This is a genomic window from Microbacterium sp. Y-01 (assembly GCF_003856715.1).
Classification (GTDB): Bacteria; Actinomycetota; Actinomycetes; order Actinomycetales; family Microbacteriaceae; genus Microbacterium; species Microbacterium algeriense.
In genome coordinates this window covers 2,511,235-2,537,370 of record NZ_CP024170.1, presented here as the reverse complement: position 1 = coordinate 2,537,370, position 26,136 = coordinate 2,511,235, and the positions used below count along the sequence as shown (strand labels likewise).

The window sequence follows — 26,136 nt, the reverse complement described above, 5'->3', positions numbered from 1 at the left end:
CGTCCTCGTTTTGTGCCCCGCCGCCCGGCGGACTACCCTCGGTTCTCGTGCCCGCCCCGGGCCGGAGACCCCCCCGATCCAAGGACCCCATGAACGACTTCGCACAGTCCCCTTCGCTCACGCTCCTTCCCGCGGTCGACGTCGCAGGGGGCAAGGCCGTCCGCCTGACCCAGGGCGAGGCCGGGACCGAGACGAACTACGGCGACCCGCTCGACGCCGCGGGGGAGTGGGTCTCGCAGGGGGCGTCCTGGATCCACCTGGTCGACCTGGATGCGGCTTTCGGCCGCGGCAGCAACGCCTCGATCCTGCGCAAGGTCATCAAGCAGTTCAAGAACGTCAACGTCGAGCTCTCCGGGGGCATCCGCGACGACGCGAGCCTCGAGGCGGCTCTGGAGAGCGGCGCCGCGCGCATCAACCTCGGCACCGCGGCGCTGGAGAACCCGGAGTGGGCGGCCGACGTGATCAGCCGGTACGGCGAGGCGATCGCCGTGGGCCTCGACGTCCGTGGCACCACCCTCGCGGCGCGCGGCTGGACGAAGGAGGGCGGCGACCTCTGGGAGGTGCTGGAGCGCCTGGAGGACGCCGGCTGCAGCCGCTATGTCGTGACCGACGTGACGAAGGACGGCACGCTCCGCGGCCCGAACCTCGAGCTGCTGCGCGAGGTGACCTCGCGCACGCCGAAGCCCGTCGTGGCGTCCGGCGGCATCTCCAACCTCGACGACATCGCTGCGCTCCGCGAGCTCGTGCCGCTGGGCGTCGAGGGTGCGATCGTCGGCAAGGCCCTCTACGCGGGAGCGTTCACACTCGCTGAGGCACTGGATGTCGCAGGAGACTGACCCGCACTCCTGCGGCCCCGAGCCGCACAACCGCGGCGACTCCGCCGGGGTTCCGTGGGAGGGCCGCAGCTTCGAGTCGAATCCGCATGCGGCGGACGACGGATCCGCCGACCCGGCGCTGCTGGCCGCTCTGCTGCGCTTCCGCGCAGGGGAGGGCAGCCAGTCCGAGGTCGTCGACGCCTTCCGTGCCGCCCGTGTGCTGGTGCCTCTCATCGCGGAGAAGGGGGAGGACGGGATCGCCCCCAACGGTCTCGCCGTCGACAAGACGCAGGAGCTCTCCATCGTCACGGTCGCGGCTCCGGATGGTCGGCGCGTCCAGCCGGTGTTCTCGTCGGTCCAGGCGATGCAGGCGTGGGACCCGTCGGCGCGACCCATCCCCGTCGAGGCGGTCCGCGCGGCGTTGGCCGCCTCGTCGGAGGACACCGACCTGATCGTGCTCGACCCGACGTCCGAGACGGAGTTCGTCATCCGGCGTCCCGCCGTCTGGGCGATCGCTCAGGAACAGCGCTGGGAGCCGAGCTTCCTGTCGACCGAGGTGTTCACAGCGCTGCAGGAGAGCGTGGCCCACGAACTGGCCGTGATCGATGTGGCGGTGGCTTCCGGAGACCCCGACGCGCGTCTGCGCGGTCCCGAGCTCATCGTGGTCCTGGAGCTGGTCGACGGACTCGAACGTGAGGTGCTCGACGCCGTGCTCTCGCGTCTCGCGTCTCGCTGGGCATCGGATGACCGCATCGCCGTGCTCGTCGACTCCCTCACCGTGAAGCTCCGCCGCAGCGCCTGAACCGCTTCGCTACGCTCGGGGACATGCCCCGGACTCTGGTGCGAGCCCTCGCGGCCGTCGTGCTGCTCGGAGGCGCCGTCGCCGGCACTTCCGGCTGCGTGATCAACGCGTGCCCGGCGATCGCCTACACCAGCAGCTAGTTGACGGGACCGGTCCACTTCTCGCCCGGGCCCTTGCCGATCGGGTCGGGGATCGTGGACGCCTCGCGGAACGCGAGCTGCAGCGAACGGAGGCCGTCGCGCAGGGAGCGGGCGTGCATGTCGCTGATCTCGGGGGCGCCGGCGGTGATCAGCCCTGCGAGAGCGTTGATGAGCTTGCGCGCCTCGTCCAGGTCGAGCTGGGCGGCGGCGTCCGGATCGTCGGCCAGGCCGAGCTTCACGGCCGCGGCGCTCATGAGGTGCACGGCCGCGGTGGTGATCACCTCGACGGCGGGGACGTCGGCGATGTCCCGAGTGGCCGATGAGGCGGCCTCCTCCTGACGTGCCCAGCGCTCTTCGCGCTCCTGTGCCGCCTCGTCCGATGCCTGGTTCGTCACTTCGCCTTGCTTTCTGTTAGACTTTGGCGGGCTCCGGAGCGTCATGCTCCGGATCGAAAGAGGATTCACTTCCCACCCGCGCTTGCCGTTCCAGGCTACCGGGTCTTGCACTCCACCGGCTCCGTTCGCAGAACGGCTCCGGCAGACTGGGTGCGGAGCCGGCGTCTGAATGCCGGTGGGTGGGACGATTCCGATTTCGCCCGTGAGGCAGACAGCGTCACGGTGGCCGAATCCCCATCGTCTAAGGAGCTCCGCATCAGCGATCCCCGTACCAATGAGCGCATCCGCGTCCCCGAGGTCCGCCTCGTCGGCCCCGCGGGTGAGCAGATCGGCGTCGTCCGTATCGAGGCCGCACTGCGCCTCGCGCAGGAAGCCGATCTCGACCTCGTCGAGGTCGCCCCGAACTCGAAGCCGCCTGTGGTCAAGATCATGGACTACGGCAAGTTCAAGTACGAGGCCGCACAGAAGGAAAAGGAAGCTCGCCGCAACCAGGCGAACACGATCCTCAAGGAAGTCCGCTTCCGACTGAAGATCGAGGCGCACGACTACACGACCAAGCTCAAGCGCGCCGAGGGGTTCCTCAAGGCCGGCGACAAGGTCAAGGCCATGATCCTCTTCCGCGGTCGCGAGCAGTCGCGCCCGGAGCAGGGTGTCCGCCTGCTGCGCAAGTTCGCAGAGGACGTCGCCGAGTTCGGAACGGTCGAGTCCAACCCGACCATCGACGGCCGCAACATGGTCATGGTCGTGGCTCCGCTCAAGAGCAAGTCCGAGGCCAAGCAGGAGCAGAACGCCGTCCGCGACGCGCAGCGCGCCGACAAGAAGCAGGCCGCGCGCGAGGCGAAGAGCGAGTCCGCAGCCACTCCCGCGGAGTAACTCCCGCCCCCAGAACTCCCGCACCGCGGGTTGACACCGTCGCCTGAGAAGGCGCCATACGAAGGAAGAGAAGATGCCGAAGCAGAAGACCCACTCGGGTGCTAAGAAGCGCTTCAAGATCACCGGCAGCGGAAAGCTGAAGAAGCAGCAGGCGAACATGCGCCACAACCTCGAGCACAAGTCGAGCCGTCGCACCCGCCGCCTCAACCAGGACCAGGTGCTCTCGAAGGCTGACACCAAGGTCGCGAAGAAGCTTCTCGGTCGCTGACGCGCCCGAACGCACGAATAGGAACACAGGAAAATGGCAAGAGTCAAGCGGGCGGTAAACGCCCACAAGAAGCGTCGCGTCATCCTCGAGCGCGCCTCCGGTTACCGCGGCCAGCGTTCGCGCCTCTACCGGAAGGCCAAGGAGCAGGTCATCCACTCCCTGGTCTACTCGTACCGGGACCGTCGCAAGCGCAAGGGCGACTTCCGTCGTCTCTGGATCCAGCGCATCAACGCCGCTGCTCGCCAGAACGGCATGACCTACAACCGCTTCATCCAGGGCCTCGGCCTCGCGGGTGTCACGGTCGACCGTCGCATGCTCGCCGACCTCGCGGTCAACGACGCTGCCACGTTCACGACCCTGGTCGAGACGGCGAAGAAGGCTCTGCCCTCCGACGTCAACGCACCGAAGTCGGCTGCGTAAGCACCTCTTCACGAACGGGCGTCTTCCTCCGGGAAGGCGCCCGTTTCGCGTTCTCCAGGACGGCGGTGACCCTAGACTGTGATCGTGCTGGAGAACCCCCGCTCGCCCCGAGTCCGTGCCGTCGCGAAGCTGACCAAGCGCAGTGCGCGCACCGAGACCGGACTGTTCCTCCTGGAGGGACCGCAATCGGTCCGCGAGGCGCTGACCTATCGTCCCGATGCGATCGTCGAGCTGTTCGCGACGCCCACCGGCTGGGAGAAGCACCCGGACATCCGGGCCAAGGCCGCCGAGGCAGACATCGACGTCGAATACGTCACCGAGTACGTGCTGAACGCGATGGCCGACACCGTCACCCCGCAGGGGCTGGTCGCGGTCGTGCAGCAGACGCCGACGTCGGTGCGCGACATCTTCGACGCCTCGCCCCGTCTCGTCGCGATCTGCGAGGAGGTGCGCGACCCGGGCAACCTCGGCACGATCATCCGCGCGGCCGATGCCGCCGGCGCTGATGCCGTCGTCCTGACCGGGCGCACGGTCGACCCGTACAACCCGAAGGTGGTGCGCGCCACGACCGGCTCGCTGTTCCACCTGCCGGTCTCGGTCGGCGGAGACCTCGACGAGGTCGTCCGACGCGCCCACGATGCCGGTCTGCGCATCCTCGCGGCCGACGTGAAGGGCGAGGACCTGCTGCAGGCACGCGCCGAGGGCGTGCTGGCGGAGCCGACCGGATGGCTCTTCGGCAACGAGGCGCGAGGGCTCGAGGATGAGGCGCTCGCGTTGGCCGACCAGGTGCTGCGGCTGCCGATCTTCGGGCGCGCGGAGTCCTTGAACCTCGCGACCGCCGCGAGCGTGTGCCTCTACGAGAGCGCGTTCGCGCAGCGTGCGACGCCCCGCGACTGAACGCGGTTTCGGACGCTGATGGGGAAGCGGGGCTGATGGGGAAGCGGGGCCGATGAGGATTCTGATCGTCGAGGACGACGAACGGGTCGCGGCCGCCCTCGAGGCGTTCCTCGCTCGGTCCGGCTATGCGACCGTGCGTGCGGCGGACGGCGCGGCCGCCCTGGATCTGCTGGGTGCGGACACCGAGGTGGTGCTGCTGGATCTCGGGCTGCCCGACGTCGACGGCATCGACCTCTGCCGACGCATCCGCGGGCGCTCCGACGTCCCGATCGTGATCGTGACCGCGCGCAACCAGGTGGCGGAGCGGATCAAGGGCCTGCGAGCGGGCGCGGACGACTTCGTCGTGAAGCCCTACGACGTGCACGAGCTGCTCGCCCGGATCGAGGCGGTGACGCGGCGCTCGCGTCCGATCATCCCGGAGTCGGACGCCGAGGTGCTGCTGCGCGACGGGGGCCTGCGCATCGACCTGGTGTCGCGTCAGGTGCTCGTGGACGGTGCGCCGGTGGAGCTCACGCGCAAGGAGTTCGACATCGTCGCGGTGCTCGCGCGCTACCCCGGCGTCGCGGTGCCGAAGGAGCGCCTGATCCGCGAGGTCTGGAACACGGATTGGCGCGGCTTCTCGCACTCGCTCGAGGTCCACGTCGGCGCGATCCGCAGGAAGACCGGGGACCGACGGCTGATCGAGACCGTCCGCGGGGTCGGCTATCGGCTTGCGGGAGCGTGAGTCGTGCGCAGGCGCTTGATCGTGGTGTTCCTCGTGCCGCTGGTGGCGATCCTGGTGGCGCTCGGCGGTGCGGCGGGGTGGAGTGCCGCGAGGAGCGTGCAGCAGGCGTTCTACACGCAGCAGCTCGGTGACCTGGGCTACTTCGCGACGAGCGCGCGTCAGGCCCTGCGCTCGGGAAGCCCGGCCGTCATCGATGCCGAGGTCAGACGGTTCCAGGAGGTGTACGGGATCGAGGTGACGGTGTTCGACCTCGGCGGCTCCGTCTGGGCGGCCGGGGACCACGACGGCGCCGTGCTCGGGGATGAGGACGCCGAACGGGTGAAGCTCGCCCTCTCCGGGCGTCGCGCCGAGCAGCCGACCACGGACGTGCCGTGGGGTGTCGCGGATGCGGCCCTGGCGGAACCGGTCTTCGATGACGGGGACGTGATCGGCGCGGTGCTCGTCTCCGCCGACGCGGAAGCGCCGCGCACCGCGATCCTGCAGCAGCTCCTGCTCTTCGCGGCGATCGTGCTCGTCCTGACCGCTCTCGGTGTTCTCCTGGTGTTCCGGCTGGCGCGGTGGGTGCTGTCACCGGTCGGACGTCTGGATGAGGCGATGGTGGCCATCGAACGCGGCGAGATGGATGCGCGCGTCGCGGAGGACGCGGGGCCGCCCGAGCTGCGGCGCATGGCTCAGGTGTTCAACGGGATGGCCGATCAGATCGAGCGGGTCATGACGCGGCAGCAGGAGTTCGCGCTGAACGCCTCGCACGAGCTGCGCAACCCGCTCAACGCCCTGCTGCTGCGCGTCGAGCACCTCGCCACCGGGCTGGGACCCGAGTGGCGGGATGACATCGACGAGACGCGGGAGGAGGGCCGACGGATGACGCGCATCCTGGAGACGCTGCTGGGTCTGGCGCGGGGCGGACGCGGCGATTCGACGATCTCGGCCGTCGATCTCGCTGCCCTCGCCGCGCGTCGTCTGGACGCCTGGCGAGACGTCGCCGCCGGGCGGGGCATCGAGCTGCGATCGACCGGCGACGCCTCGGTGATGAGCAGTACGGATCGCACGATCGTGGAGAGTGCGCTGGACGCGGTGATCGACAACGCGGTCAAGTACTCCCCGGACGGCGGCTGGATCGAGATCGGTGCGCGGCGCGACGGCGGGACGTGCCGGCTCACGGTCCGGGATCGCGGACCGGGGCTGACCGACGAGCAGGCCGCCGCCGCCACCGACCGGTTCTGGCGCAGCGCCGACACCGGAGACATCCCCGGATCGGGTCTCGGGCTCGCGATCGCCACGGATCTGCTGGCCACGGTCGGCGGCGAGCTCGCGGTCGCCGCCGCTGATGGGGGCGGCCTCGTCGTCGAGCTCGTCCTCCGGGACAGGACCCCGCGATGAGGGCGGTCGCACGGCGCCTGGCCGCCGGGGTCATGGCGCTCGCCGTGCTCGCCGCGCTCTCGGCCTGCAGCGCGCGGGCGACGGAATGGGGCGACGGGGAGTACGAGGTCGCCGGCGGTGGATCGACGGGCGTCTATTACGACTACGGCCGTCACCTGGCCGATGAGCTGTCCGACTCCCTGGGAGTCGCCCTCTCGGTCCGGGAGACCGCGGGCTCCGTCGACAACCTGCTCCGGGTGGCGTCGGGGGAGGCGCTCCTCGGCTTCGCCCAGGGGGACGCCGCGGCGGACGCGGTAGCGGGGAAGGGCGCGTTCGACCAGCCTCTTCCGGTGCGGGCGCTCGCGCGGCTGTATGACGAGTACGTGCAGGTGGTGGTGCGAGACGACTCCGCCATCGACGACATCGGCGACCTCGCAGGACGCACGATCTCCCTCGGCGCCGAGAACTCCGGGGTCAACGTGATCGCGGCGCGGATCCTGGCCGCGGCGGATGTGGACACCGCGTCCGTCCACGACGCGAGACTCGATCTGGCCGCGTCGATCGCCGCGATGGAGAGCGGTGAGATCGACGGCTTCTTCTGGGTGGGCGGACTGCCCACTCCGGGCATCTCCGCTCTGGCCGGGACGACACCGGTGCGACTGCTGCCGGTCGATCAGGAGTGGGTCAACCACGTCAACGAGCAGTACTCGCACGCCTACCGACCGGCGGACGTGCCGGCGGGCACCTACGGGATCTCGACCTCGGCGCCGACGATGGCGGTGCCGAACTACCTGATCACCTCGTCGAGCACCCCGGACGATGTGGCACGCGACGTGCTGACCGGCCTGTTCGACGCGCGGCTGCGGATCGCGGGCGAGGTGCCCACGGCGGCCCTGCTGGACCGTCGATCGGCGATCTTCACCGGGCCGGTCCCGCTGCATCCGGGCGCGATCGCCTTCTACCGGGCGCTGCGCGGCTGAGGTCTGCTCAAGAAATCCTCAAGAATTCTGATATCCCCGCATCGCTCTGCCAGTGTGAGGTCGATCGCACACGATCGGAGGCCTGCTGCTCTGCTGTCGCTGGGAGCGCAGCAGCAGGACGATCCCGCGGCCCGAGGGGGCGGGTCGTGGGGTGTCGATGCAGGGCTGCATCGGCGCCGCGATCAGGTGATTACGAACGTGTAAATCTCACCGATGTGCCTGGAGCACCGGGTACGACGTGGCTAGTTTGGAGAAATGATGACCTCTGATACACCCCTCGTCGTGGTCGAGAACGTCCAGAAGCACTATGGCGACTTCCAGGCGCTCACCGACATCGATCTGAGCGTCAACTCGGGCGAGGTCGTCGTCGTGATCGGCCCCTCCGGTTCGGGCAAGTCGACGCTGTGCCGCACGATCAACCGGCTCGAGACGATCACCAGTGGGAGCATCCGCATCGACGGCAAAGAGCTCCCGGCCGAGGGCAAGGGCCTCGCGAACCTGCGGGCCGACGTCGGCATGGTGTTCCAGTCGTTCAACCTGTTCGCGCACCTGACGATCCTCGAGAACGTCACCCTCGGTCCCATCAAGGTCCGCGGGCTCAAGAAGGCGGACGCCGAGGCCGAGGCCATGACGCTGCTCAACCGCGTCGGCGTGGCGCAGCAGGCGAACAAGCTCCCAGCGCAGCTCTCCGGCGGACAGCAGCAGCGCGTCGCGATCGCGCGCGCCCTCGCCATGCAGCCCAAGGTGATGCTGTTCGACGAGCCGACCAGCGCGCTGGACCCCGAGATGATCAACGAGGTGCTCGACGTCATGGTCGAGCTCGCCCAGGACGGCATGACCATGATCGTGGTCACGCACGAGATGGGCTTCGCGCGGAAGGCCGCCGACCGTGTCGTCTTCATGGCGGACGGGCGGATCGTGGAGGAGGCGACTCCCGAGGAGTTCTTCACGAACCCGAAGAGCGACCGTGCCAAGGACTTCCTGTCGAAGCTCCTCACGCACTGACGCGCACCATCGCACCACACAGACCCTGCACACACAGCACACGAAGGAGACGCACATGCGACGCACACGGACACTCGCTGGCATCGGAATCGCAGCGACGGCGCTGCTGGCGCTGACGGCCTGCAACAGCGGAACCCCGTCCAGCACGGGAGCGCCCGAGGGCGGCGACGAGGAGACCTCGAACAGCGCCCCCTGGACCGTGGAGACCGACGTCACCATCGACGGCAGCCCCACGTTCGACCGGATCTCGTCGTCCGGCACCGTCAAGGTCGGTGTCAAGGAGGACCAGCCGGGCCTCGGATACCTCGACCCCGTGACCGGGGACCGCACCGGCTTCGACGTCGACATCGCCCGCTGGATGGCCGCCTCCCTCGGCGTCGACCCGGAGAAGATCGAGTTCCAGGCGATTGCCTCCGCCAACCGCGAGCAGGCCATCGTGAACGGCGACATCGACTACTACGTCGGGACGTACTCGATCACCGACAAGCGCAAGGAGCAGATCTCCTTCGCCGGCCCGTACTTCGTCACCGGTCAGGGCCTCCTCGTCGCCGCGGACAGCGACATCGCGAGCGTGGACGACCTCGACTCGTCGACCGTGGTCTGCTCGGCGACTGGATCCACGCCGATCCAGAACATCAAGGAGAACTACCCCGAGGTGAAGACGAAGGAGTACGACACGTACTCCAAGTGCGTCGAGGACCTCAAGAACGGGCAGGTCGACGCCGTCACGACCGACGAGGCCATCCTCATCGGCTACGCGGCGCAGGACCCCGACAACCTCAAGGTCGTCGGCGAGCCGTTCAGCGAGGAGCGCTACGGCATCGGCGTCGCCAAGGGCGATGACGCGCTGGTGGAGTACTTCAACACGCAGCTGACCGATGGCGGCGACATCTGGCAGCAGATCTTCGACAACAACCTCGGCGCCTCGGGCGTCAAGGCGACCCAGCCCGAGGTCGACCCCGTCGGTTGACCTGAGCGGGGCGGCCGGCTGAGCCGGCCGCCCCTTCACCGACGAGAACGCCGAGACCGGAACCGACAGGAGCAGCAGTGGGAGTCATCACCGACCACCTCGACCTCTGGGGAGATGCGCTGTGGGGAACCATCGTGCTGTTCCTCGGAGGCGGCATCATCGCGCTGGTCCTCGGCCTGATCGTCGGCGCGGCCCGCGTCTCGCCGGTTCCGATCGCCCGCGCCGTCGGCGGCGTGTACGTCAACTGGATCCGCAACACCCCGCTGACGCTGGTGATGTTCTTCTTCGCGTTCTGCCTCCCGATCCTGCTCGGCGAGCGGGTGAACTCCGTTCTGCTCGCTGTCATCGCGCTCGGCATCTACACCGCGACCTACGTCGCCGAGGCCCTGCGCGCCGGCATCAACACCGTGCCGGTCGGGCAGGCGGAAGCGGCACGCGCGATCGGACTGAACTTCGGTCAGGTCATGCGCTACGTGGTGCTGCCGCAGGCGACGCGCTCGGTCGTGCCGCCGATGATGAGCGTCCTGATCGCGCTCATGAAGAACACGACGGTCGCCGCGGGCTTCTCCGTCGTGAACCTCGGCACGATCCGCGCGGCGCTCAGCGAGCGGGGCGAGAACGCCCTGGTCGTGCTGCTGTGGGTCATGGTCATCTTCGTGGTGCTGGTGCTGCTGCTCAGCTGGGTGCAGCGCGTTCTCGAGAACAAGTGGAGGATCGCGCGATGAGTTCCGTCCTTTTCGACGTCCCCGGCCCCCGTGCCGTCGTCCGCAACCGGCTCATCGGCGCCCTCACGGTCCTGGTCGTGCTGGCCGTCCTCGGCTGGGTCGTCTGGCGTCTCTACGCCACCGGCCAGTTCACGGCCGAGAAGTGGAACATCTTCACCTTCTCCGCGGTCTGGGTGCGGTTCGGCGAGGGACTGCTGAGCACCCTGTCCGCGTTCGCGGCCGCAGGAGTCGGGTCGATCGTCCTCGGCTTCGTCCTCGGGATCGGCCGTCTCTCCGAGCACGCCTGGGTGCGGGAACCGGTCCGGTGGATCATCGAGATCATGCGGGCTGTCCCCGTCCTCGTCCTCATGATGCTGCTGTACTACGGCCTCCCGGTGCTCGGCATCAAGATGCCGCCGTACTTCGCGGTCGTCATCGCGCTGATCGTCTACAACGGCTCGGTGCTCGCCGAGGTGCTGCGCGCCGGGATCGAGTCCCTGCCGCGCGGGCAGAAGGAGGCCGGGTACGCGATCGGCCTGCGCAAGACGGGGGTCATGTACTTCATCCTCATCCCGCAGGCGGTCCGCGCCATGATGCCGGTGATCATCGCCCAGCTCGTCGTCGCGCTCAAGGACACCGCGCTCGGCTTCATCATCACGTACCAGGAGCTGCTGTACGTGATCAACCAGATCGGCAACCAGGCGCCCTACGGCTCCCCGCTGATCCCGGCGGCGATCGTCGGCGGCTCGATGTACGTCGCCGTCTGCCTCCTGCTGTCGTACATCGCGTACCGGCTGCAACGCCGTGCGAAGCGCTCGGCGAAGGCGGGACCGGCGGAGCCGGACCCGCGTCAGCACGCAGGCGAGACGAACACGTCTCTCATCGTGCTGCAGGGCGACGGCTCCGACCTGCCGCGCTGATGCCGACCGGGACGCCGCGGCGGGGAGCGTCGCCCCGCGCCGGTAGACTCGATTCTCGTGTCAGAGTCTCCTGAAATCACCCCGGAAGCGGTCGAGGCCGCTGTCGCCGACGCCCTCGCGGCGATCGCTGCCGCAGCCGACACCGCGGAGCTGAAGTCCGCCCGCGCCGCGCACGTCGCGGAGGGGTCGCCGCTCGCAGTCCTGAACGCCTCGATGCGCCAGGTCGCCCCCGAGAACAAGGCCGCGTTCGGCAAGCTCGTGGGTCAGGGCCGAGGACAGGTCACACAGGCACTCGCCGCCAAGGAGGCCGAACTGGCCGCTGCGGAGGTCGCCGCCCGTCTGGAGGCGGAGCGCGTCGACATCACCGCCCTTCCCTCGCGCACGCACGTCGGGGCGCGGCACCCCCTCACGCTCCTCCAGGACCAGGTCTGCGACATCTTCGTCGGCATGGGATGGGAGATCGCGGAGGGGCCGGAACTCGAGCACGAGTGGTTCAACTTCGACGCCCTGAACTTCGACGTCGACCACCCGGCCCGCCAGGAGCAGGACACCTTCTATGTCGACCCGACCTCGCGCCACCTCGTGATGCGCACGCACACGAGCCCGGTGCAGGTGCGCTCGATGCTCGACCGCGAGGTCCCGATCTACGTGCTGTGCCCCGGCCGTGTCTACCGCACCGACGAGTTCGACGCCACGCACCTCCCGGTCTTCACGCAGTTCGAGGGCCTCGTGATCGACAAGGGCATCACGATGGCGCACCTCAAGGGCACTCTCGACCACTTCGCGCGGCAGCTGTTCGGCCCTGAGGCCAAGATGCGCTTCCGCACCAACTACTTCCCCTTCACCGAGCCGTCCGCCGAGCTCGACCTGTGGCACCCGACCTTCAAGGGCGGCGCGCGCTGGATCGAGTGGGGCGGCTGCGGAATGGTCAACCCCAACGTGCTGCGCGCGGCCGGGATCGACCCGGAGGAATACAGCGGCTTCGCGTTCGGCATGGGCATCGAACGCGGTCTGATGTTCCGCAGCGATGTGCAGGACATGCGGGACATGGCCGAGGGCGACGTCCGATTCAGCGAGCAGTACGGGATGGTGGTGTGATGCGCGTCCCGCTTTCGTGGTTGCGTGAGTACGTCGAACTGGCAGCGGACGCCACGCCCGAGGATGTCCTCGCCGCGCTGGTGACCGTCGGCTTCGAAGAAGAGGACGTGCACCGTTTCGAGATCTCCGGCCCCGTGGTCGTCGGCCAGGTCCTCTCGATCGAGCCGGAGCCGCAGTCGAACGGCAAGACCATCAACTGGTGCCAGGTGGACGTCGGCTCCGAGCACGGTGGCGTCCGCGGCATCGTCTGCGGTGCGCACAACTTCATCGTCGGCGACAAGGTGATCGTGACGCTCCCGGGCGCCGTGCTGCCCGGTCCGTTCCCGATCGCCGCCCGCAAGACCTACGGTCACGTCTCCGACGGCATGATCGCCTCGGCGCGGGAGCTGGGCCTGGGCGACGAGCACAACGGCATCCTCGTGCTGTCCGACCTCGGCATCGACGCGCCCGTCGGCGCCGATGCGATCGCGCTGCTCGGCCTCGACGACGTGGCGGTGGAGATCAACGTCACGCCCGACCGCGGCTACGCGTTCTCCCTCCGCGGAGTCGCCCGCGAGTACGCACACGCCACCGGCGCGGCGTTCCGCGACCCGGCGGAGCGCGACTTCGCCGAGCTGCAGCCCGGCTCCGGGCACACGGCCGCCGTCGACGACCAGGCGCCCGTCCGCGGCAACGTCGGTGCGAGCGAGTTCGTCACCCGGGTCGTGCGCGATGTCGATCCGTCGCGGCCCACACCGCCCTGGATGATCGCGCGGCTGAGTCTCGCGGGCATGCGCTCGCTGGGTGTGCTCATCGACATCACGAACTACGTGATGCTCGAACTCGGCCAGCCGCTGCACGGCTACGACCTCGACAAGCTCACGGGCGGCATCACCGTCCGCCGTGCGACGCCGGGGGAGAAGATGACCACGCTCGACGGCGTGGAGCGTGACCTGCACGTCGAAGACCTGCTCATCACCGATGAATCGGGTCCGATCGGTCTCGCCGGCGTCATGGGCGGCGGCACCACTGAGATGGGCGACACGACGAAGAACGTCCTCATCGAGGCGGCGATCTTCGACCCGACGACCATCGCCCGCACCGCGCGTCGGCACAAGCTGCCCAGCGAGGCGTCCAAGCGCTTCGAGCGCGGCGTGGATCCGCTGATCCCGTTCGTCGCCGCTCGCCGCGCGGCCGACCTCATGGTCGAGCTCGCCGGCGGCACGCTCACGGAGGAGGGCGGGGCTCTCTTCGCCGAGATCTTCGTCGCGGAGATCGAGCTCCCGCGCGGTTTCGTGCAGGGGCTCATCGGCGTCGACTACACCGACGACGAGATCACCGGGGCGTTGACGACCATCGGCGCGGAGGTCAGCCCTTCGACAGGCTCAGGGACCCAGGGGGAGAGCTCAGGGACCCAGGGGGAGAGCTCAGGGAGCCAGGGGGAGAGCTCAGGGACCCAGGGGGAGAGCGGGTGGACGGTCATCCCGCCCACCTGGCGCCCTGACCTTACCGACAAGTGGACGCTCGCCGAGGAGGTCGCCCGCATCCACGGGCTCGACCGCATCCCGTCGGTGCTGCCGACCCCGCCCTCCGGGCGCGGTCTCACCGCGCACCAGCAGGGGCGCCGCCGAGTGGCGAACGCTCTCGCGGCCGCAGGCTTCGTCGAGACCCCCGCCTTCCCATTCACGGCCGAGGCGCAGAACGACCTGCACGGCTCGGCGTCCGGCGAGCACCTGCCGAGCATCCGCCTGGCCAACCCGCTCGACGGACAGATGCCGTTCCTGCGGCGCTCGCTCATCCCCGGGCTGCTGCAGACCGCGCACCGCAACATCTCGCGCGGCCTCACCGACCTCGCGATCTTCGAGACCGGTGTCGTGTTCCTCCCTGAGCCCGGTGTCGAGTACGGCACCGACGAGGTCCCGCCGCTGGGCGCGCGCCCGTCGGATGAGACGCTCGCCGAGCTCGACGCGTCCATCCCGCCGCAGCACCGCCACGTCGCGGGGCTGCTGACCGGGAACATCACCCCGCGCCAGCCGGGTCGTCCCGCGGAGCCGGCGGGGCTCGTCGAGGCGTTGGACGCGGTGCGCGTGATCGCCGCGGCGGCTGGTGTGGACATCGATGTGGTCCAGACGGAGCGCGCTGCACTGCATCCCGGGCGCACAGGTTCGCTCCTGGTGGCGGGCGAGGCGGTCGGCTACGTCGGCGAGCTGCACCCCGCCGTGACGGAGGACGCGGACCTGCCAGGACGGGCGATCGTGTTCGAACTCGACCTCGACCGGATCCTGACGCTCGCGGGCGGACGGGTCGTCGCGGCCTCGCTGTCGACGTTCCCCGCAGCGACGCAGGATGTCTCGCTCACGCTGTCGGCCGATGTCCCCGCGGCGGATGTCCGTGCGGCGCTGGCAGAGGGCGCCGGGGCGCTGCTCGAATCGGTGCGTCTGGTCGACGACTATCGCGGCGAGGGGGTGGCGGAGGGTTCAAAGAGCCTGACGTTCGCCCTGCGTTTCCGCGCTGACGACCGTACGCTCACCGCGGCGGAAGCCTCCGAGGCCAAGCTCGCGGGTGTCGCGGTGGCCGCCGAGCGCTTCGGCGCGGCCATCCGGGAGTGACCGATCATCGCCTGACGAGCTCTCCGCTCTGAGCGGATGCTCTTCCCCGCGGCCGTCCTTCCTGATGGCATGGGCACATGACGGATGTGCTGATCCTCGGAGGGACCGGATGGCTGTCGGGGCGCATCGCGGCGCACACGCTGGGTGCGGGGGCGACCGTGACGTGCCTGGCCCGCGGCGGTCGCCCGGCGCCGCCCGGGGCGAGCCTCGTCCTCGCCGACCGCGACGAGGACGACGCCTACGACGTCGTCTCCGGGACGGACTGGGATCACGTCATCGACATCTCCTCCCGCGCGGATCACGTCTCCGCGGCGGTCCGTGCGCTCGGTGATCGCGCCGCCCGATGGACGTTCGTGTCCTCGATGTCCGTGTATCGCGATGACGAGACCGTCGGAACGGACGAATCGGCCCCGCGGCACCCTGCGGCGCAGGAGGGCGAGGAGTACGACTACGGTCCGCAGAAGGTCGCGGCGGAGGACGCGGTGCAGGATGCTCTCGGCGACAGGGCGCTCCTCCTGCGTCCCGGCCTCATCGTGGGAGACGGCGACCCGAGCGATCGCTTCGGGTATTGGGCAGCGGCGTTCCTCCGTGCCCTCGACGAGCCGGTGCTCGTCCCTCCGCTCCACGGCCGGAAGGCGCAGATCATCGACGTGGACGACGTCGCCGCGTTCGTCGTGGCCGCGACCGTCACCGGCGCCGTGAACGCGATCGGGGACGTGCGCGATCTGGAGGATGTGCTCCGGACCGTGCGCGCGGCGACGGGACACATCGGACAGGTGATCGTCGGCGATGAGGAGCGTCTCGTCGCGGAGGGGGTCGAGTACTGGGCCGGACCGCGCTCCCTGCCGCTGTGGCTGCCGCCGGAGATGGCCGGGTTCATGACCCGCTCGAACGCACGGTACAGGGAGAGCGGCGGCACTCTCTCGCCCCTCTCCGACACGGTGGAGCGCGTCGTGGCCGATGAACGCGAGCGCGGTGTCGACAGGGAGCGCCGGGCCGGACTCACGCGGGACGAGGAGCGCGAACTGCTCGACGTCTTCGCTCGCTAGACTGCGAGGCAGTGACACGGGGTGCCGCATCCGCGGCTGAGATCACACCCGTCGAACCTGATCTAGTTCGTACTAGCGAAGGGATGTCGCGATGAGCGATCTTCTGCGTCCTGATTCCGCCCTCGACCTCGCAGGCAGTGCTGCGGACCTCCTGGAGGTGCTCCGCGAGACGCCTCCGTTGACCCACTGCATCACCAACGCCGTCGTCACGGGCTTCACCGCCAACGTGCTGCTGGCCCTCGGCGCCGCACCGGCGATGGTCGACATCGTCGACGAGGCCGGTCTGTTCGCCCGCGTCGCCTCCGGTGTGCTGATCAACCTGGGAACCCCCACCCCGGAGCAGCGTGCCGCCGGTGCTGAGGCGGTCGCGGGTGCCGCGGCGTCCGGCACCCCGTGGGTGCTCGACCCCGTCGCGATCGGTGTGCTGCCGGTGCGCACCGCTCTGGCGCACGAGCTCCTCGCGCACAGGCCGACCGCGATCCGCGGCAACGCCTCCGAGATCCTCGCCCTCGCCGGCCTCAGCGCCGGCGGACGGGGTGTGGATGCCACCGACAGCACGGATGCCGCCTTCGAGGCAGCGGTCCTCCTCGCCCGGCGCACGAGCGGCGTCGTCGCGGTCTCCGGCCCGATCGACCTCGTCACGGACGGAGACCGCGTGCTGCGCCTGGCGAACGGCCACGAGCTCCTGACGCGCGTCACGGGCGGAGGATGCGCCCTCGGAGCCGTGATGGCCGCGTTCCTCGGCACGGCGACGGCGACCGATCATGATGAGCTCACCGCCGTGGCCGCCGCGATTCTCGTCTACACGATCGCCGCCGAGCGTGCCGCCGCGGAAGCCGGTGGGCCCGGGAGCTTCGCCGTCGCCCTGCTGGATGCGCTCGCCGCCGTCGGCGCCGACGACGTCAGGGCGGCCGCGCGCATCGAGGCAGGCGTCCTGTGATCGCCGACCTCTCGCTCTACCTCGTCACCGACCCCGAGCTGTGCGGCGACCGCGGAGTCGTCGAGACGGTTCGCCGGGCCGTCGACGGCGGCGTGCGTCTCGTTCAGCTCCGGGACAAGAACGCGACGGATGCGGAGACCGTGCAGCAGCTGCTCGCCCTGTCGGAGGTCATCGACGGACGCGCGCTCCTGGTGGTGAACGACCGGCTCGATGCCGCGGTCGCCGCCCGCGCGCACGGTGCGAGGGTCGACGGGGTGCACCTCGGGCAGGGCGATGCATCGGTGCTGCGGGCGCGTCGGGTCCTGGGACCGGACGCGCTGATCGGCCTCACCGCGAACACTCCGGCGCACCTCGACGCGGTGCACGCCCTCCCGGTCGGGACCGTCGACTACCTCGGCGTCGGCGTCATCCGCCCTACCCCCACCAAGGCGGATCACCCGGCCCCGCTCGGGGTCGAGGGTTTCCGCGACCTCGCCGCCAGAACCCCGCTGCCATGCGTGGCGATCGGGGGCGTCGGCATCGACGACACCGAGGATCTGCGCGACGCCGGCGCCGCGGGTCTCGCCGTCGTCTCGGCGTTGTGCGCCGTCGCCGACCCGGCAGCGACCGCCGCCGCGTTCCGGCGCCGGTGGTCGGCCGGTTCCGTGCCCCGGATCCTCAGCATCGCGGGCAGCGACCCCTCGGGCGGCGCCGGCATCCAGGCGGACCTCAAGTCGATCGCGGCGAACGGCGGATACGGGATGGCGGTCCTGACAGCGCTCACCGCGCAGAACACCCGCGGTGTGCGCGGAGTGCACGTGCCGCCGGCGGAGTTCCTGCGTGCGCAGCTCGACGCGGTGTCGGACGACATCGTGATCGACGCGGTGAAGATCGGGATGCTGGCCGACGCCTCGGTCATCCGGACCGTCTCCGCCTGGCTCGATGACGTGCGCCCGCCGATCGTCGTGCTCGACCCCGTCATGGTGGCGACCTCGGGCGATCGGCTCCTGGATCCGGCCGCCGAACGGGAGCTGCGCGACCTGCTGGGTCGGGCCACGCTCATCACCCCGAACCTCGCCGAGCTCGCGGTGCTGTCGGGGCGAGCGCTCGCCGACTGGGAAGACGCGCAGTCCGCGGCGGAGGAGCTGTCGCGCGACGTCGGGGCCGCCGTCCTCGTCAAGGGCGGACACCTCGACGCGGATGACGCTCCGGATGCGCTGCGGGACGCTCGCCGCGGGCTGCGGCAGGAGTTCCCGGGGGAGCGCATCCCGAGTCGGAACACCCACGGCACCGGATGCTCGCTGTCCTCCGCCCTCGCGACCCGGCTGGCCAGGGGAGACGATCCGGTGGCAGCCGTCCGCGCGGCCCGCGCCTGGCTCCGCGAGTCCCTCCGCGCGGGGGAGTCGCTGCGGGTGGGCGGCGGCGCGGGGCCGATCCATCACTTCGCCGGACTGTGGCGACGGGGCGGGACGGAGAGCGCGACGGAGGCCACGGACATCGCCGCCGACTGGTGGGAGAGGATCGCGCAGACCAGGGCCGCGATCGACGAGCTGCCCTTCATCCGCGCGCTCGCCGACGGAACGTTGGAGCGCGAACCGTTCGTCTGGTACCTCGCGCAGGACGCGCTCTACCTCCGCGAGTACGCCCGCGTGCTCGCCGAGGCCGCCCGACTCGCCCCCACCTCTCAGGAGCAGGCGTTCTGGGCGGAGTCCTCCCGCGGATCCATCGCCGGCGAGCTCGACCTCCATGCCTCCTGGCTGACGCCGGCGCAGGGCGTGAGTGCGGCGACCTTCGCCGCCGAACCGGCGCCGGCAACCGTCGCGTACCTCGACCACCTGCGCTCCGTGGCGTTCGGCGGCGACTACGCGGAGATCGTCGCCGCCGTCCTCCCGTGCTTCTGGCTCTACACCGACCTCGGGCGGCTGCATGCCGGGGAGTTCGGCGAGCATGCGCAGAACCCGGAGCACCCGTACGCCTCGTGGCTGGCGACCTATGCCGACCCCGCCTTCGAGGAGGCGACCCGCGCGGCGGTCGTCCATGCCACCGTGGCGGCCTCCGCGGCCCCGCCCGAGCGGAGAGCGCGCCTCCGGCGCGCCTTCGAGGCGTCGAGCGCGCACGAGCTCGCGTTCTTCGCCGCGCCGCTGGAGTCGTATCCCGTCGGATGACGGACCGGATTTGCGGTGGCGGCCGGGGCCGCGCTACTGTCGCGACATGCCTTCGGCCGCCACCGCTCCTTCGACGCTCGCTCCGAGCGTCATCGCTGTGCGCCGACGCCGCGGCCGCCGACTCTAGGCGACCCCGCCCTTCTGCCTGCGCACACGCAGCGGTCGAGTGCCGGTGTCGCCGCCTCCGGCCCCGCCCTCGGTCCTCCCTTCGCGGAAGGACCCGACCGTTAAGGTAGAAGCATGACGTATTCCGTCGCCGTCTCCGGCGCATCCGGCTATGCAGGAGGCGAGATCCTCCGTCTCCTGGCCGATCACCCCGACATCGAGATCCGCACGGTGACGGCGCACTCGAACGCCGGGCAGCCGCTCATCGACCACCAGCCGCACCTGCGCTCGCTCGCCCACCTCACGCTGCAGGACACCACGCCCGAGATCCTGGCCGGTCACGACATCGTGTTCCTGGCGCTTCCGCACGGCCAGTCCGGGCAGTACACCGATGCGCTGGGCGACACCCCGCTCGTGATCGACGCGGGCGCCGACCACCGGCTCACCTCCGCGGACGCCTGGGATGCGTTCTACGGCGGGACGTTCCATGAGCCGTGGACCTATGGGGTCCCGGAGCTTCCGGTTGCCGGCGCGAAGCAGCGGGAGCACCTGCGCGGAGCCACCCGCATCGCCGCCCCCGGGTGCAACGCCTCGACCGTGAGCCTGAGCCTCGCTCCCGGCGTCGCCGCCGGCGTGATCGACCCCGGCGACATCGTCTCGGTGCTGGCGGTCGGTCCCTCCGGCGCGGGCAAGAGCCTCAAGCCCAACCTGCTCGCGAGCGAGATCCTCGGCTCGGCGAACCCCTATGCGGTCGGCGGAACGCATCGGCACATCCCCGAGATCCGCCAGGCGCTCGCCGCAGCTTCCCCTTCGACAGGCTCAGGGACCCAGACGGGTACAGGCTCAGGGACCCAGACGAGTTCAGGCTCAGGGACCCAGCGGATCGGCATCTCGTTCACGCCGGTGCTCGTCCCCATGTCGCGGGGGATCCTCGCGACCTCGAGCGCTCCGATCGTGGAGGGCGCGACCGATGCCCAGATCCGCGCCGCCTGGCAGGACGCCTACGCCGACGAGACCTTCGTGCACGTGCTGCCGGAAGGGCGCTTCCCCCGCACGGCCGACGTGATCGGTGCGAACACCGCGCTGATCGGCCTCGCGGTCGACAGGGCCGCGAACCGCGTGACGGTGGTCGCCGCCGTCGACAACCTCGTCAAGGGCACCGCCGGCGCTGCCATCCAATCCATGAACATCGCGCTGGGTCTTCCCGAGACCCGTGCTCTCTCAGTGAACGGAGTCGCGCCGTGAGCGTCACCGCCCCCGCAGGGTTCGAGGCGGCCGGAGTCGCCGCAGGACTCAAGTCCACCGGCAAGCCCGACGTCGCCGTGGTCGTCAACCGCGGCCCGCGCAAGGTCGGCGCCGCCGTGTTCACCAGCAACCGCGCCAAGGCGAACCCGATCATCTGGTCGCAGCAGGCCGTCGCCGACCGTGTCGTCGAGGCCGTGGTGCTCAACTCCGGTGGCGCGAACTGCTTCACCGGCAGCTTCGGCTTCCAGACCACGCATCAGACCGCCGAGAAGGCCGGGGAGCTCCTCGGGATCAGCGCCGGCGATGTGCTGGTGTGCTCCACCGGGCTCATCGGCACCGGAGACGAGACCTTCCGCGCCCGCGTGCTCGCCGGCACGGAGCAGGCGATCGCTGAGCTCAGCGCCGACGGCGGAGAGGCCGCCGCGCACGCCATCATGACCACGGACACGGTCGCGAAGACAGCCGTCGTGAGCCGAGGCGGCTGGACGATCGGCGGCATGGCGAAGGGCGCGGGCATGCTCGCTCCCGGTCTCGCCACGATGCTCGTCGTCATCACGACGGATGCCGTGCTGGAGCCGCTCCAGGCCGACGCGGCGCTGCGCCGCGCGACGGGCAGGACCTTCGATCGCCTCGACTCCGACGGCTGCATGTCGACCAACGATCAGGTCACACTGCTCGCCAACGGCGCATCCGAGGTCGTGCCCGATCTGGACGACTTCGCCGCCGCGCTCACCGAGCTGTGCCAGGATCTGGCCGTGCAGCTGCAGGGCGACGCCGAAGGCGCCAGCCACGACATCACGATCGAGGTGCAGCAGGCGGTGTCGGAGCAGGAGGCCGTGGAGGTGGGGCGGTCCGTCGCGCGGAACAACCTGTTCAAAGCCGCGATCTTCGGCAACGACCCGAACTGGGGGCGCGTGCTCGCCGCGATCGGCACCACCAGCGCGCAGTTCGACCCCTACGACGTGGACGTCTGGATGAACGGCGTGCGCGTCTGCACCGCGGGGGGCCCCGACCGTCCCCGTGAGGAGGTCGACCTGACCCCGCGCGCCACGCACCTCGTGATCGATCTGAAGGCGGGCGACGCCACAGCGACGGTGCTCACCAACGACCTCACCCACGACTACGTGCACGAGAACAGCGCCTACGCCTCATGACCGACATCCAGGACACCACCCCGGACATCGCCGCGCAGAAGGCGACGACGCTCATCGAGTCGCTGCCGTGGCTGAAGAAGTTCCGTGACCAGATCGTGGTCGTCAAGTACGGCGGCAACGCCATGGTCTCGGACGAGCTGCAGGAGGCGTTCGCGCAGGACATCGCCTACCTCCGCTACGTCGGCGTGCAGCCGGTCGTGGTGCACGGTGGCGGTCCGCAGATCTCGAAGATGCTCGAGCGCCTCGAGATCCCCAGCGAGTTCAAGGGCGGTTACCGCGTCACCAACACCGAGGCGATCAGCGTCGTGCGCATGGTGCTCACCGGTCAGGTGAACCCGCAGCTCGTGTCGAAGATCAACTCGCACGGCCCGATCGCCACCGGACTCAGCGGTGAGGATGCCGGACTCTTCGGCGGGCGCCGCCGCGGAGTCGTGATCGACGGCGAAGAGGTCGACCTCGGCCGGGTCGGCGACGTCGTCGAGGTAGACCCCACGCCCGTGCTCGACCACCTCGCGGCGGGGCGCATCCCCGTGGTGTCGAGCATCGCGCCGGACCTCGACCACCCCGGTCAGTCACTGAACGTCAACGCGGATGCCGCCGCCGCAGCGCTCGCGGTCGCACTGGACGCCCGCAAGCTCGTGATCCTCACGGACGTGCCGGGGCTCTACGCCGATTGGCCCAACCGCGACTCGCTCGTGTCGCACCTCACCTCGGAAGCGCTCATCGAGATGCTGCCGACACTCGAGTCGGGGATGATCCCGAAGATGCGGGCATGCCTCGACGCGGTCGAGGGCGGCGTCGACGCGGCCGCCATCATCGACGGACGAGTGCCGCATTCGGTGCTCGTCGAACTTTTCACCAGCAAGGGAATCGGGACCGAAGTGGTCCTGGGAGCGAAGGGAGCGACGGCATGACCGTCTGGCAGGACGACGCGGCACGCGATCTCGTGCTCAATGCGGGAGAGCGGCTCGCGCTGCTGACCCGTGGTGAAGGCTCGTACCTGTGGGACGCCGACGGCCGACGCTACCTCGACTTCCTGGCGGGCATCGCGGTCACCTCGCTCGGCCACGCCCACCCCGCGTTCGTCGAGGCGGTCTCGACCCAGGCGGCCACTCTCGCGCACGTGTCGAACTACTTCGCCACGCCCCCGCAGCTCGCGCTCGCCGCGCGGCTCAAGCGCCTCGCGGGGGCCGGGATCGACGGACGGGTGTTCTTCTCCAACTCGGGCGCCGAGGCGAACGAGGCCGCGTTCAAGCTCGCCCGTCTCCACGGCGGTGCCGAGCGCCCGCGCATCATCGCCCTCGAGAACGGCTTCCACGGGCGCACGATGGGCTCGCTCGCGCTCACCGCGAAGGAGTCGATGCGTGCCCCGTTCGCGCCGATGCCGGGCGGAGTCGAGCACATCCCCGCGACCGTCGAAGCGCTCGAGACCGCGATCGATGACCGTGTCGCCGCGGTCATCGTAGAGCCCATCCAGGGTGAGGCCGGTGTCGTCGAGCTGCCGGACGGCTACCTCGCCGCCGCGCGGTCGCTGACCCTCGCGCACGGCGCCCTGCTGATCGTGGACGAGATCCAGACCGGCGCCGGCCGCACCGGCCAGTGGTTCGGCTTCAGCCACGAGGGCATCACGCCCGATGCGATCACCCTCGCCAAGGGCATCGGCGGAGGCTTCCCGATCGGCGCCCTCGTCACGTACGGTGCGGCGAGCGAGCTGTTCACCCCGGGATCGCACGGTTCCACGTTCGGCGGCAACCCGCTGGCGACCGCCGTCGCGGACGCCGTGCTCGCCGAGATCGAGAGCGCCGGACTCGTCGAGAACGCCGCCCGCCGTGGTGCCGAGCTGCGCGAGATCCTCGACGGCATCGACTCTCCGCTGATCGACGGTGTGCGCGGGCGCGGCCTGCTCGTGGGCGTCGCCCTCAGCCAGCCGGTCGCGAGTGCGGTCGTCGCCGCCGCGCAGGAGCGCGGCCTCATCGTCAACGCCGCCAACCCGGAGACCGTGCGCATCGCGCCGGCTCTCACCATCGGCGACGCGGAGCTCGCCGAGTTCCGCGAGCTGTTCACCGCCGCCCTCGCCGATGTCCAGGCCTCTGTCGCCGGAAAGGTATCCGCATGACCCGCCACCTCCTTCGGGACGACGACCTGACCCCCGCCGAGCAGGCGGAGATCCTCGACCTCGCCCTCGAGCTGAAGAAGGACCGGTGGGCCGACAAGAGCCTCGCCGGTCCGCAGACGGTAGCGGTCATCTTCGACAAGTCCTCCACGCGCACCCGCGTCTCGTTCGCGGTGGGCATCGCGGACCTCGGCGGTTCGCCGCTGATCATCTCGACAGCGAGCAGCCAGCTCGGCGGCAAGGAGACCCCGTCGGACACGGCCAGGGTGCTGGAGCGCCAGGTCGCGGCCATCGTGTGGCGCACGTACGCGCAGTCGGGGCTCGAGGAGATGGCCGCGGGCACCCGTGTTCCCGTCATCAACGCACTGTCCGATGACTTCCACCCGTGCCAGCTGCTCGCCGATCTGCTGACGATCCGCGAGCACAAGGGCGACCTGAAGGGGCTCACCCTGACCTTCTTCGGAGACGGGCAGAGCAACATGGCGCATTCCTACGCGCTTGCCGGCGTGACCTCGGGTATGCACGTGCGCATCGCCTCCCCGGAGGACTACGCGCCCCGCGCCGACGTCATCGAGGCGGCCGACCGCCGCGCCGCCGAGACCGGCGGATCGATCGCGCTGTACACCGATCCGGTCGAGGCCGCAGCCGGCGCCGACGTCGTCGTCACCGACACCTGGGTGTCGATGGGCAAGGAGGAGGAGAAGATCGCGCGCATCCGCGACCTCGGCGGCTACAAGGTCACTCCGGAGACGATGACCCTGGCCGATCCTGAAGCCATCTTCATCCACTGCCTCCCGGCCGACCGCGGCTACGAGGTCGATTCCAGCGTGATCGACGGCCCGCAGAGCGTGGTCTGGGACGAGGCCGAGAACCGGCTGCATGCCCAGAAGGCGCTGCTGGTCTGGCTCCTCGGCAAGAAGGAGGCGTGATGACCGACGCCACGCACGAAGGCACCAACGAGGGCGCGCTCTGGGGCGCGCGCTTCGCCACGGGACCGTCGCCGGAGCTGGTCGAGCTGAGCCGCTCCACGCACTTCGACTGGATCCTGGCGCCGTACGACATCGCCGGCTCGCACGCGCACGCGACTGCTCTCGAGGCCGCCGGGTATCTCGAACCCGACGAGGCGCGGCGGATGCACGAGGGCCTGGACGCGGTGGCTCGCAAGGTCGCCGACGGGACGCTGCGCCCCGTGCCGACGGATGAGGACGTGCACGGCGCCCTGGAGCAGGCGCTGATCGCGGAACTGGGGCCGGAACTGGGTGGGCGTCTCCGCGCCGGACGCAGCAGGAACGACCAGATCGCCACCCTCGTGCGGATGTACCTGATCGATCACGCCCGGGTGATCGCGCGCGACCTGCTGCGGGTGATCGACGCCCTCGTCGCTCAGGCGGAGGCGCACCCCGAGGCCATCCTGCCGGGGCGGACGCATCTGCAGCACGCGCAGCCCGTGCTGCTGGCCCATCATCTGCAGGCGCACGCCTGGCCTCTCGTCCGGGAACTCGAACGTCTCGTCGACTGGCGCCGTCGCGCAGGCGTCTCGCCGTACGGCGGGGGAGCGCTGGCCGGCTCGACGCTCGGACTCGACCCGGCACTCGTGGCGAGGGAGCTCGGACTCGACCGTCCGGCGGAGAACTCGCTCGACGGCACCGCCGCCCGTGACGTGGTCGCCGAATTCGCGTTCATCACGGCCATGACCGGTGTCGACCTGTCGCGCCTGTCGGAGGAGATCATCCTCTGGAACACCCGCGAGTTCGGCTTCGTGACCCTCGACGACGGGTACTCCACGGGGTCGAGCATCATGCCGCAGAAGAAGAACCCGGACATCGCCGAGCTCACGCGTGGCAAGTCCGGTCGACTCATCGGCAACCTGTCCGGCCTGCTCGCGACGCTCAAGGGCCTCCCGCTCGCGTACAACCGCGACCTGCAGGAGGACAAGGAGCCCGTCTTCGACTCGGTGCAGACCCTCGAGGTCGTGCTCCCCGCGTTCGCCGGGATGATCGCGACGCTGCGCTTCCACACGGAGCGCATGGCCGAGTTCGCGCCCCAGGGGTTCTCGCTCGCGACCGACGTCGCCGAGTGGCTGGTCAAGCGGCGGGTGCCGTTCCGCGACGCGCACGAGATCTCCGGTGCGCTGGTGCGCGCGTGCGAGGAGCAGGGGATCGGGCTGGAGGACGCCTCCGACGAGCTGCTGCTGTCCGTGTCCCCGCACCTCGTGCCGGAGGTGCGCGAAGTCCTCACGATCGAGGGTTCGGTCGCCTCCCGGACGGGTGTCGGCGGCACCGCGCCGGTCCGCGTCGCCGAGCAGCGCGCGGAGCTCGTCGCCCGTGCCCAGGCGGCCGCACACGCCCTGGGTCTCTGACCCGGTTTCGACGATCCGCCGACGTCCGGACGATCCCCCGAGGAATCCCCACCGATTCCTCGGGGGATC

Annotated in this window: 25 protein-coding genes and 1 riboswitch; of the genes, 24 read left to right on the top strand and 1 reads right to left on the bottom strand. The window is 70.2% G+C overall.

Annotation, left to right across the window (positions count from 1 at the left end; translation table 11 throughout):
- Positions 1-89 precede the first annotated feature (89 nt).
- Both priA and CSX12_RS12030 read left to right on the top strand, forming a co-directional pair.
- The gene (gene priA / locus CSX12_RS12035; protein WP_017202433.1) at positions 90-836 is read left to right on the top strand and encodes a bifunctional 1-(5-phosphoribosyl)-5-((5-phosphoribosylamino)methylideneamino)imidazole-4-carboxamide isomerase/phosphoribosylanthranilate isomerase PriA; all 747 of its coding nucleotides are present in this window, start codon (positions 90-92) and stop codon (positions 834-836) included.
- Positions 820-1,617: an SseB family protein gene (locus tag CSX12_RS12030; protein ID WP_124895936.1), complete on the top strand. Its 798-nt coding sequence runs from the start codon at positions 820-822 to the stop codon at positions 1,615-1,617. The genes priA and CSX12_RS12030 overlap by 17 nt, the downstream gene beginning before the upstream one ends.
- A gap of 136 nt (positions 1,618-1,753) precedes the next feature.
- Here CSX12_RS12030 and CSX12_RS12025 read toward each other — a convergent pair whose 3' ends face one another.
- The gene (locus CSX12_RS12025) at positions 1,754-2,152 is read right to left on the bottom strand and encodes a DUF1844 domain-containing protein (protein WP_017202431.1); all 399 of its coding nucleotides are present in this window, start codon (positions 2,150-2,152) and stop codon (positions 1,754-1,756) included.
- Positions 2,153-2,374: 222 nt separating this feature from the next.
- On the opposite strand from CSX12_RS12025, the gene infC reads away from it, so the two are divergent.
- From infC to argH, 22 genes are all read left to right on the top strand, one after another.
- Positions 2,375-3,025: a translation initiation factor IF-3 gene (gene infC / locus CSX12_RS12020; protein WP_017202430.1), complete on the top strand. Its 651-nt coding sequence runs from the start codon at positions 2,375-2,377 to the stop codon at positions 3,023-3,025.
- 73 nt (positions 3,026-3,098) lie between these two features.
- Positions 3,099-3,293 (top strand): 50S ribosomal protein L35, encoded by a 195-nt coding sequence (rpmI, locus tag CSX12_RS12015; protein ID WP_017202429.1) that lies wholly within the window; start codon positions 3,099-3,101, stop codon positions 3,291-3,293.
- A gap of 33 nt (positions 3,294-3,326) precedes the next feature.
- The gene (rplT, locus tag CSX12_RS12010) at positions 3,327-3,713 is read left to right on the top strand and encodes a 50S ribosomal protein L20 (protein ID WP_017202428.1); all 387 of its coding nucleotides are present in this window, start codon (positions 3,327-3,329) and stop codon (positions 3,711-3,713) included.
- 84 nt (positions 3,714-3,797) lie between these two features.
- Positions 3,798-4,610 (top strand): RNA methyltransferase, encoded by an 813-nt coding sequence (locus tag CSX12_RS12005; protein ID WP_026049755.1) that lies wholly within the window; start codon positions 3,798-3,800, stop codon positions 4,608-4,610.
- 52 nt (positions 4,611-4,662) lie between these two features.
- Positions 4,663-5,334 carry a response regulator transcription factor gene (locus tag CSX12_RS12000; protein ID WP_017202426.1) on the top strand — a complete coding sequence of 224 codons (672 nt, stop codon included), beginning with the start codon at positions 4,663-4,665 and terminating at the stop codon, positions 5,332-5,334.
- A 3-nt stretch (positions 5,335-5,337) separates the two neighbouring features.
- Complete coding sequence (locus CSX12_RS11995) at positions 5,338-6,714, top strand: sensor histidine kinase (protein WP_164479579.1); 1,377 nt, start codon at positions 5,338-5,340, stop codon at positions 6,712-6,714.
- Positions 6,711-7,673: a TAXI family TRAP transporter solute-binding subunit gene (locus tag CSX12_RS11990; protein WP_124895935.1), complete on the top strand. Its 963-nt coding sequence runs from the start codon at positions 6,711-6,713 to the stop codon at positions 7,671-7,673. The genes CSX12_RS11995 and CSX12_RS11990 overlap by 4 nt, the downstream gene beginning before the upstream one ends.
- 258 nt (positions 7,674-7,931) lie before the next feature.
- The gene (locus CSX12_RS11985; protein ID WP_124896892.1) at positions 7,932-8,678 is read left to right on the top strand and encodes an amino acid ABC transporter ATP-binding protein; all 747 of its coding nucleotides are present in this window, start codon (positions 7,932-7,934) and stop codon (positions 8,676-8,678) included.
- Positions 8,679-8,733: 55 nt separating this feature from the next.
- Positions 8,734-9,648, top strand: coding sequence for a glutamate ABC transporter substrate-binding protein (locus tag CSX12_RS11980; RefSeq protein WP_017202422.1), 915 nt, complete (start codon positions 8,734-8,736; stop codon positions 9,646-9,648).
- Positions 9,649-9,725: 77 nt separating this feature from the next.
- Positions 9,726-10,373 carry an amino acid ABC transporter permease gene (locus CSX12_RS11975; protein WP_124895934.1) on the top strand — a complete coding sequence of 216 codons (648 nt, stop codon included), beginning with the start codon at positions 9,726-9,728 and terminating at the stop codon, positions 10,371-10,373.
- The gene (locus CSX12_RS11970) at positions 10,370-11,272 is read left to right on the top strand and encodes an amino acid ABC transporter permease (protein ID WP_017202420.1); all 903 of its coding nucleotides are present in this window, start codon (positions 10,370-10,372) and stop codon (positions 11,270-11,272) included. Before CSX12_RS11975 ends, CSX12_RS11970 begins: the two co-directional genes overlap by 4 nt.
- Before the next feature lie 57 nt (positions 11,273-11,329).
- Positions 11,330-12,370, top strand: a complete 1,041-nt coding sequence (gene pheS / locus CSX12_RS11965) for a phenylalanine--tRNA ligase subunit alpha (protein ID WP_017202419.1) — start codon at positions 11,330-11,332, stop codon at positions 12,368-12,370.
- Positions 12,370-14,958, top strand: a complete 2,589-nt coding sequence (locus CSX12_RS11960) for a phenylalanine--tRNA ligase subunit beta (RefSeq protein WP_124895933.1) — start codon at positions 12,370-12,372, stop codon at positions 14,956-14,958. Before pheS ends, CSX12_RS11960 begins: the two co-directional genes overlap by 1 nt.
- A 77-nt stretch (positions 14,959-15,035) precedes the next feature.
- Positions 15,036-16,007, top strand: a complete 972-nt coding sequence (locus CSX12_RS11955) for an NAD-dependent epimerase/dehydratase family protein (RefSeq protein WP_124895932.1) — start codon at positions 15,036-15,038, stop codon at positions 16,005-16,007.
- A gap of 7 nt (positions 16,008-16,014) precedes the next feature.
- A riboswitch (TPP riboswitch) is annotated at positions 16,015-16,108 on the top strand.
- Positions 16,099-16,947: a hydroxyethylthiazole kinase gene (thiM, locus tag CSX12_RS11950; RefSeq protein ID WP_124895931.1), complete on the top strand. Its 849-nt coding sequence runs from the start codon at positions 16,099-16,101 to the stop codon at positions 16,945-16,947. It overlaps the preceding riboswitch by 10 nt.
- The gene (locus CSX12_RS11945; protein WP_124895930.1) at positions 16,944-19,091 is read left to right on the top strand and encodes a bifunctional hydroxymethylpyrimidine kinase/phosphomethylpyrimidine kinase; all 2,148 of its coding nucleotides are present in this window, start codon (positions 16,944-16,946) and stop codon (positions 19,089-19,091) included. The genes thiM and CSX12_RS11945 overlap by 4 nt, the downstream gene beginning before the upstream one ends.
- A gap of 240 nt (positions 19,092-19,331) precedes the next feature.
- A complete protein-coding gene (locus tag CSX12_RS11940; RefSeq protein ID WP_124895929.1) occupies positions 19,332-20,441 on the top strand; it encodes an NAGSA dehydrogenase family protein in 1,110 nt (369 codons plus the stop codon).
- Positions 20,438-21,595, top strand: coding sequence for a bifunctional glutamate N-acetyltransferase/amino-acid acetyltransferase ArgJ (gene argJ / locus CSX12_RS11935; RefSeq protein WP_124895928.1), 1,158 nt, complete (start codon positions 20,438-20,440; stop codon positions 21,593-21,595). Before CSX12_RS11940 ends, argJ begins: the two co-directional genes overlap by 4 nt.
- A complete protein-coding gene (argB, locus tag CSX12_RS11930; protein ID WP_124895927.1) occupies positions 21,592-22,509 on the top strand; it encodes an acetylglutamate kinase in 918 nt (305 codons plus the stop codon). Before argJ ends, argB begins: the two co-directional genes overlap by 4 nt.
- A complete protein-coding gene (locus CSX12_RS11925) occupies positions 22,506-23,711 on the top strand; it encodes an acetylornithine transaminase (protein WP_017202413.1) in 1,206 nt (401 codons plus the stop codon). The genes argB and CSX12_RS11925 overlap by 4 nt, the downstream gene beginning before the upstream one ends.
- A complete protein-coding gene (gene argF, locus CSX12_RS11920; protein ID WP_124895926.1) occupies positions 23,708-24,637 on the top strand; it encodes an ornithine carbamoyltransferase in 930 nt (309 codons plus the stop codon). The genes CSX12_RS11925 and argF overlap by 4 nt, the downstream gene beginning before the upstream one ends.
- On the top strand, positions 24,637-26,067 hold the full coding sequence (argH, locus tag CSX12_RS11915) for an argininosuccinate lyase (RefSeq protein ID WP_124895925.1): 1,431 nt from the start codon (positions 24,637-24,639) through the stop codon (positions 26,065-26,067). Before argF ends, argH begins: the two co-directional genes overlap by 1 nt.
- The last annotated feature ends 69 nt before the right edge of the window (positions 26,068-26,136 follow it).